Raw genomic sequence first — 14,828 nt, forward strand, 5'->3', positions numbered from 1 at the left:
CGACGGAAGACTCACGTAGTTCCCAGACGTCCTCCACATTTCAGGGACGGTCTTCACGAGCACGTCGACCGAAGCTCCCCTTGTGGCGGTTGTTCGATTCCGTGAGGCTCGGAGGGCCGTGCGGCAAGCGCCGCCCGCTGGAGTCAGTGAGCTCTTTCAGAGGGGCCACTGATCGGGTGACGGACCGATGCGTCGCAACGCACGAGGCTCCTGTGCCGTTGAGAGAGGTGTTCGACGAACGCGCCGCGAGGACAACGACACTAGGATGCCGCGGAGTTGTCCAAACGGAGGGGATCACTGTGCGAGCGACGCACCGGCACGTCATGCATCTGACTCTCGTGGCCGTGCTGACCGGTTTGGCGGGCTGTTCCGATGGTGCGTCTGGGGTTGACGCGGACGCCGGGGGCTCGGGTGCGGCCTCCGGCGCCAAGCCTCCGGCTGCGGCGAAGGCGAAGGCTTTCGATCCTCCTGCGAAGTTCGGCAAGGAGATCGCGCTGCCCGTGGACGAGGACATCAAGGACTGGGGGTTCGCCCTTCTCGGGCCCACGCTGTACCACCGGACCTCCGAGGCTCTCGACGCCTACGACACCCACTCCGGTCGGAAGCTCTGGTCGTCCGCCCTGGGCCGCAAGGACTGGTACACCGGCAAGGAGGGCGTGCCGAGTGACGACCAGACCATCCCCCCGGTCTTTGCCCAGCAGGACGGGCACACGGGCGTCCTCTTCGCGTACGCCGACTACACGAAGGGCTCGGGCACCGAACACGACCGGACCGACGTCTACCTGCGTTCCGTCGACGCGGACAGCGGCAAGGTGTCCTGGACCGTCCGGCTGCCCGCGCCGAAGGGGGCGACCGTCGGGGACCTGGAGCCCGCGGTGATCGGCGCCGAGGACGGAACAGCGGCCGTCAGAGTCATCACCCGCACGGACGATTCCGGCAGTGACGGCGGCCAGAGCGCCACCACCTACGCTGTCGACCTGAAGAGCCGCCAGGTGACCTGGCAGAAGGACGGCTTCGCGGGCGGCGTGCTGGACAGCGGCGTCGTCATCGGTGCCCAGCTCGGCGACGACGCGACCTTCCAGGCGATCGACGGCTGGCACGCCAACGACGATGACCTCGCCCTCGCGGGCCTGGCCCTCACGGACGGCTCCCCGCGCTGGAAGCAGGACGGCCGTACCGGCGTGGAGGTCGAGCAGGTGGGCGGCGGCTTCTTCGTCGCGGGCTCGCTGCGCGACAGCCGCACGGGCCAGCCCGTCCCCAGCGCACCGGACGGCAGCTTCATCCACTGCTTCAACGACCAGCGGTCCGTGATCGTCTGCGACACCAAGGAGACCGCTCGGGCCATCGACGCCCAGAGCCGCAAGGTGCTCTGGACCATCTCCGAGGACGACCCCTCGCGGAAGAAGCCCGAGGTTAAGAACGCCTTCCACGGCGCCGTCTACGCCACCGCCGACGCCGACGGCGTCGTCCTCGACGCCCGCACGGGCAAGGACCGTGGCCTCTACGACGGCGCGAGCACGTACGTGATCAACGAGTACGCCGCCGCGGGCATCGACATGAATGTGTACCCCGCGACCGAATGAGCCAGCGCCTCGGCCGGTCTGCGGCCGGCGCGCCGATGCGGCCGGCCGCAACCCGGGACCGCCGCAGCTACCTGTCCTTCCTTGGGGTCGCCGCCGCCCTTTGTGCTGCAAGCGCTTCGCCCGCCTCACCACATAGGACACGGTCTGAACTCATGGGCGTAGGTGCCTCGTTGGTTCCCTATCCTGCCGCACTCGACCTGCCGCACGCCCTGGTCGAGTGGGTAACCATGCTCATCGTCACCCTTGAGGGTGACCGCCGCTGCAAACTCCCGCCTCACCAGCGTGCCCTCGTCGGCTTGGTCTACCTTCGCCGGCACGACACGCTCACGCAGATCGCTCGACGGGACCCTCGCCGAGTGCGATCGTGTCGGCGACAGCCGGGCCGACTTCTCGCAGAAGCACCGCCCTCACGGCGTGAATGTGCAGGTCGTCGCCGATCCCGCGGGCGAGCTGCTATGGATCTCGCCCACGTTGCCCGGCCGCACCCATGACCTGACCGCGGCCCGCACCCACCGCATCATGCGGATCTGCGAACGCCAGGGTGTTCCCGTTCTCGCCGACCGTGCCTACATCGGCGCAGGATCCTGGGTGACCACGCCTATCAGGCGGCTTCCCGGCCGGGACCTCACCACGACCCAGCGGACGATCAACCGGGCCCTGTCGGCGGCACGGGCACCGGTCGAACGAAGTATCGCGCGACTGAAGTCCTGGCGGATCTTCCGCCGGGCCCGCTGCAGTCCCAATCGCATGACCGCCATCGCCGCTGCGGTCCTCACTCTGGAGCGTCAACGCTGAAAACGCCCAGTGACCGCGGGCGCGGGCGTGCTCAGGGCGCCCGCCACACCGTCAGGTCCCCGGCCAGGAAGCTGACCCCGCTGTCCGGCAGGGCGGTCGACTTCACCTGGACGACGAACAGTGCGATGTCTCCGGAGGGATGCTTGACGCAGATCTCGCTGCCGGCCGCCACCAAGGTCAGCGTCAGCCGGTGGCTCGGCGTGATGTCGAGGTCGGTACGGCACGCGTCGAGGGTGGCTCCCGGTTTGCCCATGTGCATGCTCATCACGCTCGTACGGCTCTCCAGGCTGCAGGTCTGCCCGCAGACGAAGCGGATGTCCCCGTTGCGGTTCTTTCGCTCGACGGGCTCCTTGATGCTCAAGGAGTTCTTCTCACTCAGCATCTGCCAGGGGTACGCGACGGCTTGAGGTGCCTTGCTCGGGGTGGCGGAGGGAGTCGGGGTCACGGAGCTGCGCACCTTCCCCTCGGTCCGGCCGCCGCCCTCGGAGACGGAGGAGGACGCCTTCGGACCGGGCGTCCCGGAGGCCGACGCCGCACGGTCGCGGAGCCGGTCCACGGCGTCCATGACCGTCCATGTCAGGCCCGTCAGGAGGAGGGCTCCCGCCGTGACGGCGACGGCCGTGACGAGCGTGGTGCGCCGTCTCCCGGACCGCCGCCGCACGGCGGGCTCCGCGGGCAGCGGCCAGGGGACCAGCGGCAGTGTGGGCACGGGAGTGGGTTCGGGGACAGGACCGGGGACGATGAGCTCCGGGCCCGTGACCTCCCGCCAGACGGCCGGACCCGCGCCCGCGTCGGCGTCCGGGCCGAGTTGCCGCCGGCACCACTCGACGACCTCCTCCGGGGTGGGCCGGTCCTCCGGATCGGCGGCCAGGCAGCGGGCGACCAGCGGACGGAGCTGCACCGGCAGGCGGGACAGGTCGGGTTCGGAGTGCACGATGCGGTAGAGCACGCTGACCGACGGGCCCTCGCCGTACAGCGGTTCGCCGAGCGCCGCGAAGGCGACGGTCTGTCCGAGCGCGAAGATGTCGGTCGCCGATGTGAGTTCGCCCGCGGACGCCTGCTCCGGGGCCATGTACGCGGGCGTGCCGATCGTGGCACCCGTCTCCGTGTGCGAGGTGACGCCGGAGGCGAGCGAGATGCCGAAGTCGATCACCCGCGGCCCGTCGGCGGCCAGTAGTACGTTGGACGGCTTCAGGTCCCGGTGCACGATGCCCTTGCTGTGGATGGCCTGCAGCGCCTCCGCGACGCCCGCCATGAGCCACAGCACCGCCGCCACCGGCAGCGGCCCGCGCCGCTCGACGGCCTCGGTCAGGGACGGCCCGGGCACGTACAGCGTCGCCAGCCAGGGCGGCACTCCGTCCGCGTCGGCGTCGATCAGCTCGGCGGTGTACGCGCCCCGGACCCGCTGGGCCGCCTTGATCTCCCGGCGGAACCGGTGCATGAAGGCCGGCGCGTCGGCCAGCTCCGGCCGCACGACCTTGATCGCCACCGGGCGGCCACCGGGTGTGTGCGACAGGTAGACCCGGCCCATGCCGCCGGCTCCGATCCGGGCGGCGAGGCGGTAGCCCGCCACGAGGGGCGGATCGTCCGCCTCCAGCGGCTGGAACACCTCAGTCGCGTTGTCCATGCGTAACCGTCCCCCGAATCCCCTGGTCAGCCGCCGAGTTCGCCGATGGCAGCAGCCTAGGCGGGAGGATGCCGCCGCCTGCACCAGGGTCCGCGTGCTCGTGCACCCGCCCGATGCGGGAACGCGTCGGGACAGGGCCGGGCGGGAGGGGGAGCCGTCGGTCAGCGCCTGACGATCCGGTCGAGGACGGCGGCGACGGCGGCCTTGACCGCGTCGCGATGGTGGAGGGGTTCCGCGGGCCGTTCGCTCGTGGGACGCACACCCCGGTCGGCGAGCACGTACAGCAGGCGCAGGGTGCGCAGGCAGTTGCTGAGGTGGGCGGGCACCGGAGTGCTGACGCGGTCAGCCCCGAAGCGGTCCCCGATCGGGTCCAGCCAGCCGACGGCGTCGCGTTCGCTCAGATCCGCGCGGGTGAGGACCCGGGCGATCGCCCGGGCCAGCCGGTCGTCCTCCAACTGGTCGTAGACGTGGTCGGTGGGCGCCGTCAGCCGCGCGGCGGCGATCTCCAGCATCCGCGCCGGAGCGACCTCCGGGTGGAGGCCGAAGGCGGCGAGCAGGTCGGCGCCGTGCGCCACCGCGTGCAGCCAGCCGAGCGTCTCGTCGTGGCCGCGCAGGTCCCGCTCCGCCGGATACCAGCGCTCGAAGGCGTCCACCCAGCCCGCCTTGAAGTCCCCCGCGGTCACCAGCATGTCGAGAACGAGGGGTGCGAAGGTACGGGCCTCGATGCGCGGGTCGGTGAACCGTACGGCCATCTCGTCCCCCAACTCCAGCCGTCGGGACGTCCCTATCGTGCCGCGGGCGATCCAGGTCGCGAGGACGGCGTAGGGCTCGCCGTCCCGGACGAGCGGGTCGGGATCGGCCAGGGCCAGGGACAACTCGCCTACGAGGGCGTCCATGGTTCGTTCGGCGGGCACGGCACAGTCTGCGGCTTCCACACTCTTCCAGTCAGTCATGACAGGCAGGTTAGGTACTGACCACCGCTGCACGCCCGCGAATTATGTCCAGGTATCCCCTGGACGCCGAGGGGCGGGTGGGACCGGGGTTCTCTCAGGGACATCCCCAGCTGGATTCAGGGCCTTCCCCGAGGCCGACGAGTCGCCCGCCGTCCTAGCGTGAAGGCATGTCAACTTCACGCCTGATCAAGGCCTTAGCAGCCTGCGCGATGATACTGGCCGCCACGGCGACGAGCACCGCCGCCGCACCCGTCTCCGCCACCGCCCCGGACCCGTTGGCCCGCTTCCACGGCCAGGCCGTCGACTGGCACGCCTGTGCGCTCGGCGCCGACGACGAGCTCGGCCGATCCCTGGACGCCGCGGGCGTCGACTGCGCCGACATCACCGTGCCCCTCGACTACACCCAGCCGGCCGGGCGTACCCTCATCGTCGCCGTGTCCCGGCTGAAGGCCACCGACACCTCCCACCGCATCGGCGCGCTCCTGCTCAACGACGGCGGGCCGGCCGGCCCCAGCCTCCACATGCCGCTCACCAAGAAGGGCGTGCTGGGCGAGGTCGCCGGCCACTACGACCTGATCGGCATGGACCCGCGCTTCGTCGGCCGGAGCACGCCGCTGGACTGCGGCTGGGACCTCGGCTCCGCCCTCGCCCGCTCCGCGGGCGCCGACCGGGCGGCGTACCGCGAGGAGGTCGCCCTGGCGCGCCGCCTGGCTGACCAGTGCAAGCGCACCAACGGCGCCGTGCTGCCGTACGTCACCACCCGCAACACCGCCCGGGACATGGACGTCATCCGCGCCGCCCTCGGCGAGAACACCCTCTCCTACCTCGGCTACTCCTACGGCAGCTATCTCGGCGAGACCTACACACAGCTCTTCCCCGGCCGCACGAACCGCATGGTGCTCGACGGCGTCAACTCCCCGGAGCACTACAGCCAGACCCTGCTGCGCGGCGCGGAGGCGGCCAACGAGGGTGCCCTGCGCGCGTGGGCGTCGTGGGCCGCGGTACGGCACGACACCTACCGGCTCGGCAGGACGCGCGGGGAGGTCCTGGAGACGGTGAACCACGTTCTCGGCGCCGCCGAGGACCGGCCGCTGCGGATCGGGAAGACGTACGAGCTGGACGAGCACGTGCTCCCGTCCCTCTTCATAGGCGGCCTCGGCAGCGACCTCGACGCACGGCGGGCCGACCTCGCCGAGACCGTACGGCTCCTGGCGCGCGCCGCGGACCGGAAACCGGTCAAGCCCTCCCCGGCGCTCGCCGGGCAGCTGGATTTCCTGCTGACCGAGGCAGGCGGGGCTCCCTCCAGCCAGATGACCGCGATCATCTGCGGCGACGTGGCCGAGCGGCGGGGCACGGGCAGTTACTGGCGGGCCGTCGAGGAGTCCCGCGAGCGATTCCCCCTCGCAGGCCCCCTCGCCAACAACATCACGCCCTGCGAGTTCTGGGACCGGCCCGTGGAGGCACCGACCGTGCTCGACAACGACGTCCCGGCCCTGCTGGTCAACGCCACCGGCGACCCCCGCACGCTCTACGCCGGCGCAGAGACCCTGCGCGAGCAGTGGCCGAGCTCCCGGCTGCTCACCGTGAAGGGCGCACGCCAGCACGGTCTGTACGGCGAGTACGGCAACGCCTGCGTCGACCGGCAGGTCACCGCCTACCTGAGCACGGGACACCTCCCCGCCCACGACCCGACCTGCACGAGCCGGCCCTGACGACGGGTGAGGCCCCATGGGCTTGTCGGGGCCGAGGGTCCGAGCGACGGAGCGGGACCTAGATCCTTCCCCGGACGAGCCGCGTCCGGTGCCCCAGTAGCCGGCCCAGCTCCGTCACGAACTCCGGCAGCAGCGCGGGTCCGTCCCGGAACTCGAAGCCCAGGTACGCGAAGGCGAACCCGTCGCCCGCCCACTCCCATGCGGCCAGCGGCACCACCCGTTCGCACGCGGGACACGAGACGTCGGCCCGTCCGGTCTCCCACCAGGCGTCCATGACCGCAGAGAACACCTCACGGTGCCCCTCCCCGTACACGGCCGCGCAGTGCGGACAGACCGGCGGCCCGACGTGCTGTGGCGAGAAGAACACCGTTCTGCCGGTGACGACGCTCAGCCCCTCGCTCCCCCTGGCCTCCCGGAACCCCGTCGCCCGCTCCCAGCGGGGCCCCGGACCGTACTGCGGGAGTTCCACGATCGCCTCGCCGACCAGCCACGCCGCCACGCGCGCCCCGTGCGCGACGGCGTCCTCCGCGGTCGCGTCCAGGTCGACGACTGTCTGAAAAGAGCTACTCACAGCCGTACGGTAGGCGGCCGAGCCGACAAGACAAAGCTCGCAATCATGCGGAGTCGACCAACACCCCTACACCGCACGGTCGTTGGCGTGCTCTATACGCGTAGACCCCCCATGCCCCATCATGGTCGCGCTCCACCCCGGCACCACCGCGCCGGCCGCACACCCGTGGCCGGTGTCTCCGGCATGCCCCGGCACACCGGGGCTTGCCGTCCCCCTTCCGCTGGAGGATGTCTTGTCCGTCAGAAAGCAGCTCCGCACAGCTCTGTGCGGCCTCGCGCTCACCGGTGTCGTGGTGACCACCACCCAGGGCCCCGCTGCCGCGACGCCCGTGGTGGACGGTGCGGCGAAGGTGTCGGCCGTGGCCGCCGCCGAGGACGCGGCCGCCCGTTCGATGGCCCGTTCGCTCGCCGACTCCGCCTGGCGGGCCGAGGCCGGCCGAGCCGTCGCGGGCGGCAAGGAGATCGGGCTGAAGGCCCTGGCCGACACGTCCCGTACCAGGGCCGCCGCATCGCTGGGCGGCGACGTCGCCGCCGCGGACCGTTCCGTGCTCGCGGCCAAGGGCCTGACGGCGAGCGCGGGCGGGCTGCTCACCGTGACCCTGACCGGAGCCGTGGACTCGCGCCGCGCCCCGCTGGTCGCCGTCGCCCCGTCCGACGACGAGGCCGCGGCCGTCACCGCGTACGACACGCAGGGCCGGGCTCACGCCCTCGACCCGTCCCGGACTCCTGACGTGCCGGTGTACGTGATCGGCATCGACGGCGACAAGGCGGTCGAGGCCGGGATGAAGGTCCTGGACCGTGAACTCGCGGCCCGCGGAGTCGCCACGGCGGCCACCCCGGCCGCGGCCACGGCCGCGGGCACCGGCTTCTGGACCTCCCGCATCACCTCGGTGCGCCTCAATGACGACAAGGAGCCCTGGATCAAGGGCGATGCCGAGATCTTCAGCGTCGTCAGCGGCTTCGGACTCGACGGCAAGGTCCGCGTCGACACCGTGACCCACCCGTACCTGAACAACGACGGGACCACGTACTACCCGAACCAGATCCTGGTGAACTGGTCGCAGTACAAGTACAACCTGGCCGATGTCGTGATGATGGAGGACGACGGCGACACCAACTACTCGGCGCTGGCCAAGGCCATCGCGACCGCCCTCCTGACCATCGCCGACCTCGGCGCGTACATCCCGCTGGTCGACCCGGTCGTCGACGCGATCCCGTCCTCCTTCTGGACCGACGACGCCGACTTCGTGGACGCCTGGTACACCCTGTCCCGGGAGACCACCGGCACCCGGGACGGAGCCGGCGGCAACGGCAGGTTCACCTTCGACCGATACTGGGTCTCCGCCCTCTGACACCTGTGAACGCCCCGCCCCCGGACGCCTCGCCGCCGGGGCGCGGTGTCGCCGTGCAGCCCGGTGTCACCGCCGTCCCTCGGGACGGGAGCGCCGCGTGCGGTCGCGCAAGGGGCGGAGCGGACCCGGGAAGTCGACGCCTTCGCCGGTGGGCGGGCGCGGCACCTGCGACCGGAACGTGCCCTCCGCCGGGGCCGTCTCCTTTCGGGCGCGGTCGTGGTCAGGTCGGTGTCGTAGGCCGGCCATGCTCCGGCCGTAGGACACGGAGCCGACCGAGGTGGTCCGCTCGCGCGGCCTGCACGCGCGTAGCATCGAGGTGATGGACCGGCGCTCCTGGACCGGTTCCTCGCGCTCGGCAGGCAGTACCCGCTCGGCGGTTCCTTCGCCGGCATCCGGAAACCCCGGCCCGACCGGCTGGACACCGCTCATGCCTACGTTCTCGGCATCCCCCAGACCGCCACCGACCGTCTGCTGACCGAGCACGCCGTCGAGCTCGGCACGGAGATCCGGCGCGGATGCGCCCTGGTCGGACTGGACAAGGACGTCGAGGGCGTGACCGCCGAGCCGGCGGACGGGACCCGGCTGCGGGCACGCCACCTCGTCGGGTGCGACGGCGGCCGCAGCGCGGTGCGCAAGCTGCTCGGCGTCGGCTTCCCCGGCGAACCCGCCAGGCGCGAACGGCTGCTGGGCGAGGCGGAGGTGGCCGTCCCGCCGGAGACCCACCGGGTCGGCCGGGTGTGCCTGGCCGGCGACGCGGCGCACATCTATCCGCCGCACGGCGGGCAGGGCCTGAACCTCGGCATCCAGGACGCGTTCAACCTCGGCTGGAAGCTGGCCGCCGCGGTCGCGGGCTGGGCGCCCGAGGGGCTGCTGGACAGCTATCACAGCGAGCGGCATCCGGTGGCCGCCGCCGTACTGGACACCACCCGCGCGCAGGTCGAGCTCCAGTCCGACGGGCCGGGCCCCCGGGCGGTGCGCCGTCTCCTGTCGGAGCTGATGGACTTCGCTGGTCGGACCGTGTCGACCACGTCGTGGACGCAGCCGACGAGCTCGACGTCCCCGCCGTACTGCTGCGTCCGGACGGGCACGTGGCGTGGGTCGGTGACGAGCAGGAGAGCCTGTACGGCCGGCTGCCCACGTGGTTCGGCGCCGCCGACGGCTGAGCCCGCCCGGCATACGGGCGAGCCCGCGCAGCAGGTCTAGGAGCGGTCGAGCGCCCGGGCGAGGAAGCGCCGCGTCGCCTGCTCCCGCGGTGCGGTGAGCACCTGTTCCGCGGTGCCCTGCTCCACGATGACCCCGTCCTCCAGGAAACAGACCTGGTCCGCGACCTGCCGGGCGAAGTCCATCTCGTGCGTGGCCATCAGGATGGTGAGGCCGCGCTGCTTCAGGTCCGCGACGACGTCCAGGACCTCACCCACGAGTTCGGGGTCGAGTGCCGAGGTGATCTCGTCGAAGAGCAGAAGTTCCGGTTCGGTGGCCAGGGCGCGGGCGATCGCGGCGCGCTGCTGCTGTCCGCCGGACAGCCGGTCGGGGTGTTCCCGCTCCTTGTCGGCGAGTCCGAGCCGTGCGAGCAGTTCGCGGGCGTGTGCCTCGGCCTGCCTGCGCGGGACGCCGTGGACCTGGCGCGGCGCGAGCGTGATGTTGTCCAGGACGCTCAGGTGCGGGAACAGGTTGTAGGCCTGGAAGACGATGCCGATCCGTCTGCGGGCGATGTCGGGGTCGAGGCGGGGGTCGGTCAGTTCGCTGTCGCCCAGGTGGACGGTGCCGTCGTCGACGACCTCCAGCAGGTCCACGCACCGGAGCAGGGTCGACTTGCCCGAGCCCGAGCCGCCGATGAGGCACACGACCTGGTGCTCCGCGACGTCCAGGTCGATGGAGCGCAGGACGAGACGGGACCCGTACTGCTTGCGGAGGCCGCGGATGCGCAGCAGCGGCTCGCTCATCGGCCCGTCTCCGCCCAGGTGCGCTTCGCCGCTCGCCGCTGGAGCCGGTCGGCGAAGCGGGTCAGGGGGATGGTGACCGCGATGAACAAGAGAGCCGCTCCCAGGTACGGGGTGTAGTTGAAGTCGTAGTCCGCCTTGATCTGTGCCGCTCGCAGCACCTCCAGGGGGCCGAGGACGGCGACGAGCGCGGTGTCCTTCTGCAGGGCGATGAAGTCGTTCAGCAGGGGCGGGAGCACGTTGCGGACGGCCTGGGGCAGCACCACGTGGCGCAGGGTCTGCCGTTCGTTGAGGCCCAGGGCCCGGGCGGCGTTGCGCTGCGCGGGGTGCACGGAGTTCAGTCCGGCCCTGAGCACCTCCCCGACGTAGGCGGCGTAGGAGAGGACGAGGGCGATCACGCCGAGTACCCAGGGCGAGGAGGGGGTGCCCTGGAGTTGCAGCGCCGGCAGTCCGAATCCGACGAGGAAGACGAGGAGCAGGGTCGGTACGCCGCGGAAGACGTCCACGTAGACGGTCGCGGCGAGCCGCAGCGGCTGCAGTCCCGGTGCCTTGGTCACGCGTACGAGGGCGATGAGCAGCCCCAGGACGAGGATGAGCACCTCGGCGATGAGGAACATCTGGATGTTGAGCCAGAAGCCGCGCAGGAGTTCGGGGAACGCGGCCCGGAACTCGGCGCCGTCGAGGAACAGGCTGTCGACGCGCTCCCAGCCGGGCGAGGCGACCGCCGCCGCTCCCAGTGCCACCAGGCCGATGACGGTGCACAGGGAGGAGATCCAGGTGTGGCGCCGTTTGCGGGAGCGACGGAAGCGCTGCCGCTCCTGCTCGTGCTCGCTGGGCCGGTAGGTGTCGTCCGGCGGCGGCGACACGGTGGTTTTCGTGAGTTCCACGGTCGGCCCGCTACTGCTTCAGCTCGGGGACGTTCGCCGAGGCGGACAGCCACTTCTCGGTGAGCTCGGCGATGGTCCCGTCGGCCTTGAGGGAGCTCAGGGCGCGGTTCACGCAGGAGGTGTACCCGCTGTTCTTCGGCAGGAGGAGCCCGAACTCCTCCGGGGTGCCGCCCGCGTACCCGAACTGGCCGACGATCTTGCCGTTGTCCAGCTCCGCACCGGCCAGGTAGAAGACGGTGGGCAGGTCGGTGACGATGGCGTCGATCTGACCGTTCGTCAGTGCGGTGACCTCGTCCTTGGTGGTGTTGAAGACGCTCGGCTTGCCCGAGGGCTTGAGCCGTTCGAGCACGGCCTGGTAGCTGGTCGTGGCGACCTGCACACCGATGTTCGCGCCCTTCAGCTCACTCAGGGAGGTGGCCTTCGCGAATTTCGAGTTGTCCAGCGTCAGGACGGCCTGGTTGGCCGTGTAATAACTGGTCGAGAAATCAACGGCTTTCGCGCGCTGCGGGGTGATGGAGATCTGGTTGATGTCGAAGTCGAAAGCCTTCGCCCCGGGGGCGTACGAATGGGCGAAGGGCTCGACGACCCATTTCACCTGGTCGTGGCCGAAGCCGAGCTTGTCGGCCACCGCGTAGGCCACCGCGCTTTCGAAGCCCTTCCCGTTGGACGGGGTGTTGCTGTCGAACCACGGCTCGTAGGCCGGGGAATCGGTCGCGATGGTCAACTGGCCGCGCTTGTGGAGGCTCGGGCTGTCGGTGGTGCAGTCGGCACTGCCGGTGCCGGCGGCTCCGGGGGTGCTCTGCGGCTGGGGGGCGCAGGCCGCCACCGCCAGGAGGACGGCAGCGGCGGCGGAAGCCGAAAGGGCTATTCGGGTACGGGACATCAGGGGTCCTTCGAAAGGGAGTCCGGGAAAGGAACAGAGGGAGAAGCTGGTGCTGTGCGCTCGGCGAGAAGGTCGGCGAGGCGGATCAGCGACAGAGGTCGGCGGCACAGCGCACGTGGTCCACGTGGCGGCGGCGTACCAGCGAAAGACTTCCGGACATACCTTTCAGCATTCCGGTTCGCGGACAGCCGCGTCAATCTCGAACGTCACTGCCTGCGTAACGCGTTGATAACATGTCAGCTGGTGAGACGGAATACCTGGTCGCCCTGGTTCAGACCGAATACCTGGGCCGCGGAACCACCACGGACCACGAGTTCGGCGAAACCGATCCCGGAGCTGCCGACGGTGATTCCGGGCTCGCCGTAAGGGACGTCGGGAAGCCGGTCGTAACAGCGCACCTGGACGTCCCGGCCCTGGAGCCGGTTGTGGACGAGCAGCGCCTTCGCGGTGTCGTAGCCGGGCAGTTCGGTGGCCGGCCGATCCAGTTTGCAGTTGCCGAAGTTGTCCACGACGGCGACCCGCACGTCGTCGGCGACGATCTGGTCCACCGCCGTCGGAACCGCGGGGACCTCGCGGCCGTCCGCCAGCCAGCGGGCCAGCAGCGGCACGTACCACAGGCTCCGGAACTGGGTCCGCGCCATCTCCTCGATCTCGGCCTGCGTGAGCTCCGCCCATCCGGCGGCGGCGGCCTCCAGGACCTCGCGGACGTCGGTGACGTGGACCTCGGTCAGACCCAGGTACGTGACCAGCGGGGCGAGGACCCGGTGGCTCAACGTGCTGATGACCAGGTGGTCGCCGTGCCGGAAGTAGCAGAACGGCACGCCGTTGGGCCAGTGCCCGTCGCGCGGAGCGATGTTCACCAGGACCACCACCGGCTGTGTCGGCCCGCCGATCAGATCCGTGGAGCGCAGCAGGTCGAGCAGGGTGAGGGCGGCGGCGCCCTCCGGGTCCGGTCCGCCCAGGGGCAGGACGGTCGGGGTGGCGCCGAAGAGGGTGGCGATCCGGGTGGACTGCCGGGCGAGGGCGTTGGGGTCGGCACAGTCGGTGAGGGAGACGACCGGTGGACGGGTCATGGCGGGTACTTCGCCTTCTGTCGAGTGGGGGTGGGACGGGGTCCGGGCTGGGGCCGGCGGTGATCACGGCTGCCGGGACAACAAAAAAGGACCCTCCGTTTCCGGAGGGTCCGTCGCATCCTGTGCGCGCACGGCTTCGCTAGCGAAGCGCCTCCGAAGGTCGGGGCATCATTCGCATCATGGCGAGGGTGGTGGTGCGCTGCATGGACGGCAGGCTAGCACCGGGCGGAAGGCGTCCCAAACGCCTGTCCACGGAGTGGACAGGGATGGGTCCACCCGGGCTAGGGCCTGCCCGGCAGGGCGTGCGCCAAGAGGAACTCGGTGGCTCCCGCGATGGCCTCGGCGTAGGTGCCGTGCACGGGCTCGGACTCCGCGCCCTGCTGGTCGGCGCCGGTGGCGGTGTACCACCAGGCGTCGGCGTCGACATCGTGGTGCACGACGGCGGTGCCGCCGGCGTAGCGCAACGGGATGGACTCCTTCGCGGACTTCCTGACCACGGCGTGGGGCCACTTGAGACGCGCGGACTGGCGCTTGATCCCGCCCCAGGCGGCGCCGAGCTGGGCGTAGTTCGCCCCGCTGCGGCCGGCGACGGTGGCGGCGCTCTCCGCCAGCCGGTCCACGGCGAGTTTGGCCTCGTACAGCGCCCGCAGGAGGGCCAGTTGCACATCGGGGGCCGCCATGAGCACGGGGTCGAAGGGCTTGCCGGCGGCGCCGTAGGCCAGCGCGCGGGTCGAGATCCGCTCGGCCAGGGCGCGGACGGCGTCGAGGACCCTTTCGTCCATGGTGCACGCGTCGTCCGCGGTGGGCTCGTTCCAGGGGGGCTCCACCAGGTTCGCGACGGAGCTCCAGAAGTCCTCGTCGCTCTTTTCGGGGGTCGGGATCCCGGACATCTCACTCATGCGACAAGCGTAGCTGTCTTGAGTCGAGAAGGACAGTTAAAACTGTCGACAGGCTTCTGGGTCCGGCGGCCCGGGCCGCCCTCTCGCCCGGGCCCGCGCTCACTGACCTCAGGGACGGACGGCGAGGGCCTCGACCTCGAACAGCACGTCGGGCGCCGCCAGGCTCGCGACACCGATGAGGGTCTGGGTGGGCGGCTCCTTGCCCCAGGCCTGCTGCACGGCGGCGGCGATCGGGGCCAGCTTGGTGACGTCGTGGTTCACCACGTACGTCCTGAGCTGGACCACGTGACCGAGGTCGAGCCCATGGGCGGAGAGCGCGACGCCGACGTTGCGGAACGCCTGGCGGACCTGCTCGGCGAAGTCGGCCGAGACCACGGCGCCGTCCGGACCCGATCCGTACTGACCGGCGACGAGCACCAGTTCCGAACCGGCGGGGACGGCGGCGGTGTGGCTGTAGCCGAACGGGACCGGGTCGTGCAGACCGTCCGGATTGACGAGGGTGTGTGCCATGCGAGTCACCTCATGCGAGTGGTGGGGCCTGTGTCGTGCTGAAG

At 71.0% G+C, this 14,828-nt stretch carries 12 protein-coding genes and 2 pseudogenes; 5 read left to right on the forward strand and 9 right to left on the reverse strand.

Annotated elements, in window-relative coordinates:
* The first annotated feature begins 500 nt into the window (after nucleotides 1-500).
* Together ACN9MM_RS02105 and ACN9MM_RS02110 are read left to right on the forward strand one after the other, a co-directional pair.
* Nucleotides 501-1,583, forward strand: coding sequence for a hypothetical protein (locus tag ACN9MM_RS02105; protein WP_426362019.1), 1,083 nt, complete (start codon nucleotides 501-503; stop codon nucleotides 1,581-1,583).
* Between the two features lie 170 nt (nucleotides 1,584-1,753).
* A pseudogene (locus ACN9MM_RS02110) lies at nucleotides 1,754-2,378 on the forward strand (transposase family protein).
* A gap of 31 nt (nucleotides 2,379-2,409) precedes the next feature.
* Here the strand turns inward: ACN9MM_RS02110 and ACN9MM_RS02115 are convergent.
* Both ACN9MM_RS02115 and ACN9MM_RS02120 read right to left on the reverse strand, forming a co-directional pair.
* Nucleotides 2,410-4,005 (reverse strand): serine/threonine-protein kinase, encoded by a 1,596-nt coding sequence (locus ACN9MM_RS02115; RefSeq protein ID WP_426362020.1) that lies wholly within the window; start codon nucleotides 4,003-4,005, stop codon nucleotides 2,410-2,412.
* Between the two features lie 161 nt (nucleotides 4,006-4,166).
* A complete protein-coding gene (locus tag ACN9MM_RS02120; protein ID WP_426362021.1) occupies nucleotides 4,167-4,958 on the reverse strand; it encodes a DUF2785 domain-containing protein in 792 nt (263 codons plus the stop codon).
* 209 nt (nucleotides 4,959-5,167) lie between these two features.
* Between ACN9MM_RS02120 and ACN9MM_RS02125 the strand changes: the two genes are divergently transcribed.
* Entirely contained in the window at nucleotides 5,168-6,670 is a 1,503-nt protein-coding gene (locus ACN9MM_RS02125; RefSeq protein WP_426362022.1) for an alpha/beta hydrolase, read from the forward strand.
* Between the two features lie 58 nt (nucleotides 6,671-6,728).
* Here ACN9MM_RS02125 and ACN9MM_RS02130 read toward each other — a convergent pair whose 3' ends face one another.
* Nucleotides 6,729-7,241 carry a hypothetical protein gene (locus ACN9MM_RS02130; protein ID WP_426362023.1) on the reverse strand — a complete coding sequence of 171 codons (513 nt, stop codon included), beginning with the start codon at nucleotides 7,239-7,241 and terminating at the stop codon, nucleotides 6,729-6,731.
* 232 nt (nucleotides 7,242-7,473) lie between these two features.
* On the opposite strand from ACN9MM_RS02130, the gene ACN9MM_RS02135 reads away from it, so the two are divergent.
* Nucleotides 7,474-8,592: a DUF3103 family protein gene (locus ACN9MM_RS02135; RefSeq protein ID WP_426362024.1), complete on the forward strand. Its 1,119-nt coding sequence runs from the start codon at nucleotides 7,474-7,476 to the stop codon at nucleotides 8,590-8,592.
* Between the two features lie 259 nt (nucleotides 8,593-8,851).
* A pseudogene (locus ACN9MM_RS02140) lies at nucleotides 8,852-9,755 on the forward strand (FAD-dependent monooxygenase); the annotation flags it as partial.
* A 36-nt stretch (nucleotides 9,756-9,791) separates the two neighbouring features.
* On the opposite strand, the gene ACN9MM_RS02145 reads toward ACN9MM_RS02140, so the two are convergent.
* From ACN9MM_RS02145 to ACN9MM_RS02170, 6 genes are all read right to left on the reverse strand, one after another.
* Nucleotides 9,792-10,535 carry an amino acid ABC transporter ATP-binding protein gene (locus tag ACN9MM_RS02145; RefSeq protein ID WP_426362025.1) on the reverse strand — a complete coding sequence of 248 codons (744 nt, stop codon included), beginning with the start codon at nucleotides 10,533-10,535 and terminating at the stop codon, nucleotides 9,792-9,794.
* Complete coding sequence (locus ACN9MM_RS02150) at nucleotides 10,532-11,419, reverse strand: amino acid ABC transporter permease (protein WP_426362026.1); 888 nt, start codon at nucleotides 11,417-11,419, stop codon at nucleotides 10,532-10,534. The genes ACN9MM_RS02145 and ACN9MM_RS02150 overlap by 4 nt, the downstream gene beginning before the upstream one ends.
* A gap of 10 nt (nucleotides 11,420-11,429) precedes the next feature.
* Nucleotides 11,430-12,302 carry an ABC transporter substrate-binding protein gene (locus ACN9MM_RS02155; protein ID WP_426362027.1) on the reverse strand — a complete coding sequence of 291 codons (873 nt, stop codon included), beginning with the start codon at nucleotides 12,300-12,302 and terminating at the stop codon, nucleotides 11,430-11,432.
* Nucleotides 12,303-12,538: 236 nt separating this feature from the next.
* A complete protein-coding gene (locus ACN9MM_RS02160; RefSeq protein WP_426362028.1) occupies nucleotides 12,539-13,375 on the reverse strand; it encodes an SAM hydroxide adenosyltransferase in 837 nt (278 codons plus the stop codon).
* 281 nt (nucleotides 13,376-13,656) lie between these two features.
* Nucleotides 13,657-14,274, reverse strand: coding sequence for a hypothetical protein (locus ACN9MM_RS02165; protein WP_426362029.1), 618 nt, complete (start codon nucleotides 14,272-14,274; stop codon nucleotides 13,657-13,659).
* Nucleotides 14,275-14,382: 108 nt separating this feature from the next.
* Nucleotides 14,383-14,784: a RidA family protein gene (locus ACN9MM_RS02170; RefSeq protein ID WP_426362030.1), complete on the reverse strand. Its 402-nt coding sequence runs from the start codon at nucleotides 14,782-14,784 to the stop codon at nucleotides 14,383-14,385.
* Nucleotides 14,785-14,828 lie beyond the last annotated feature (44 nt).

The organism is Streptomyces sp. E-08 (assembly GCF_049913095.1).
Taxonomy (GTDB): domain Bacteria; phylum Actinomycetota; class Actinomycetes; order Streptomycetales; family Streptomycetaceae; genus Streptomyces.

Coding starts and splice junctions, on each gene's coding strand:
- ACN9MM_RS02125 (WP_426362022.1), top strand. CDS start 5,168: ATGATACTGGCCGCCACGGCGACGAGCACCGCCGCCGCACCCGTCTCC.
- ACN9MM_RS02160 (WP_426362028.1), bottom strand. CDS start 13,375: ATGACCCGTCCACCGGTCGTCTCCCTCACCGACTGTGCCGACCCCAAC.
- ACN9MM_RS02145 (WP_426362025.1), bottom strand. CDS start 10,535: ATGAGCGAGCCGCTGCTGCGCATCCGCGGCCTCCGCAAGCAGTACGGG.
- ACN9MM_RS02170 (WP_426362030.1), bottom strand. CDS start 14,784: ATGGCACACACCCTCGTCAATCCGGACGGTCTGCACGACCCGGTCCCG.
- ACN9MM_RS02120 (WP_426362021.1), bottom strand. CDS start 4,958: ATGACTGACTGGAAGAGTGTGGAAGCCGCAGACTGTGCCGTGCCCGCC.
- ACN9MM_RS02115 (WP_426362020.1), bottom strand. CDS start 4,005: ATGGACAACGCGACTGAGGTGTTCCAGCCGCTGGAGGCGGACGATCCG.
- ACN9MM_RS02165 (WP_426362029.1), bottom strand. CDS start 14,274: ATGAGTGAGATGTCCGGGATCCCGACCCCCGAAAAGAGCGACGAGGAC.
- ACN9MM_RS02155 (WP_426362027.1), bottom strand. CDS start 12,302: ATGTCCCGTACCCGAATAGCCCTTTCGGCTTCCGCCGCCGCTGCCGTC.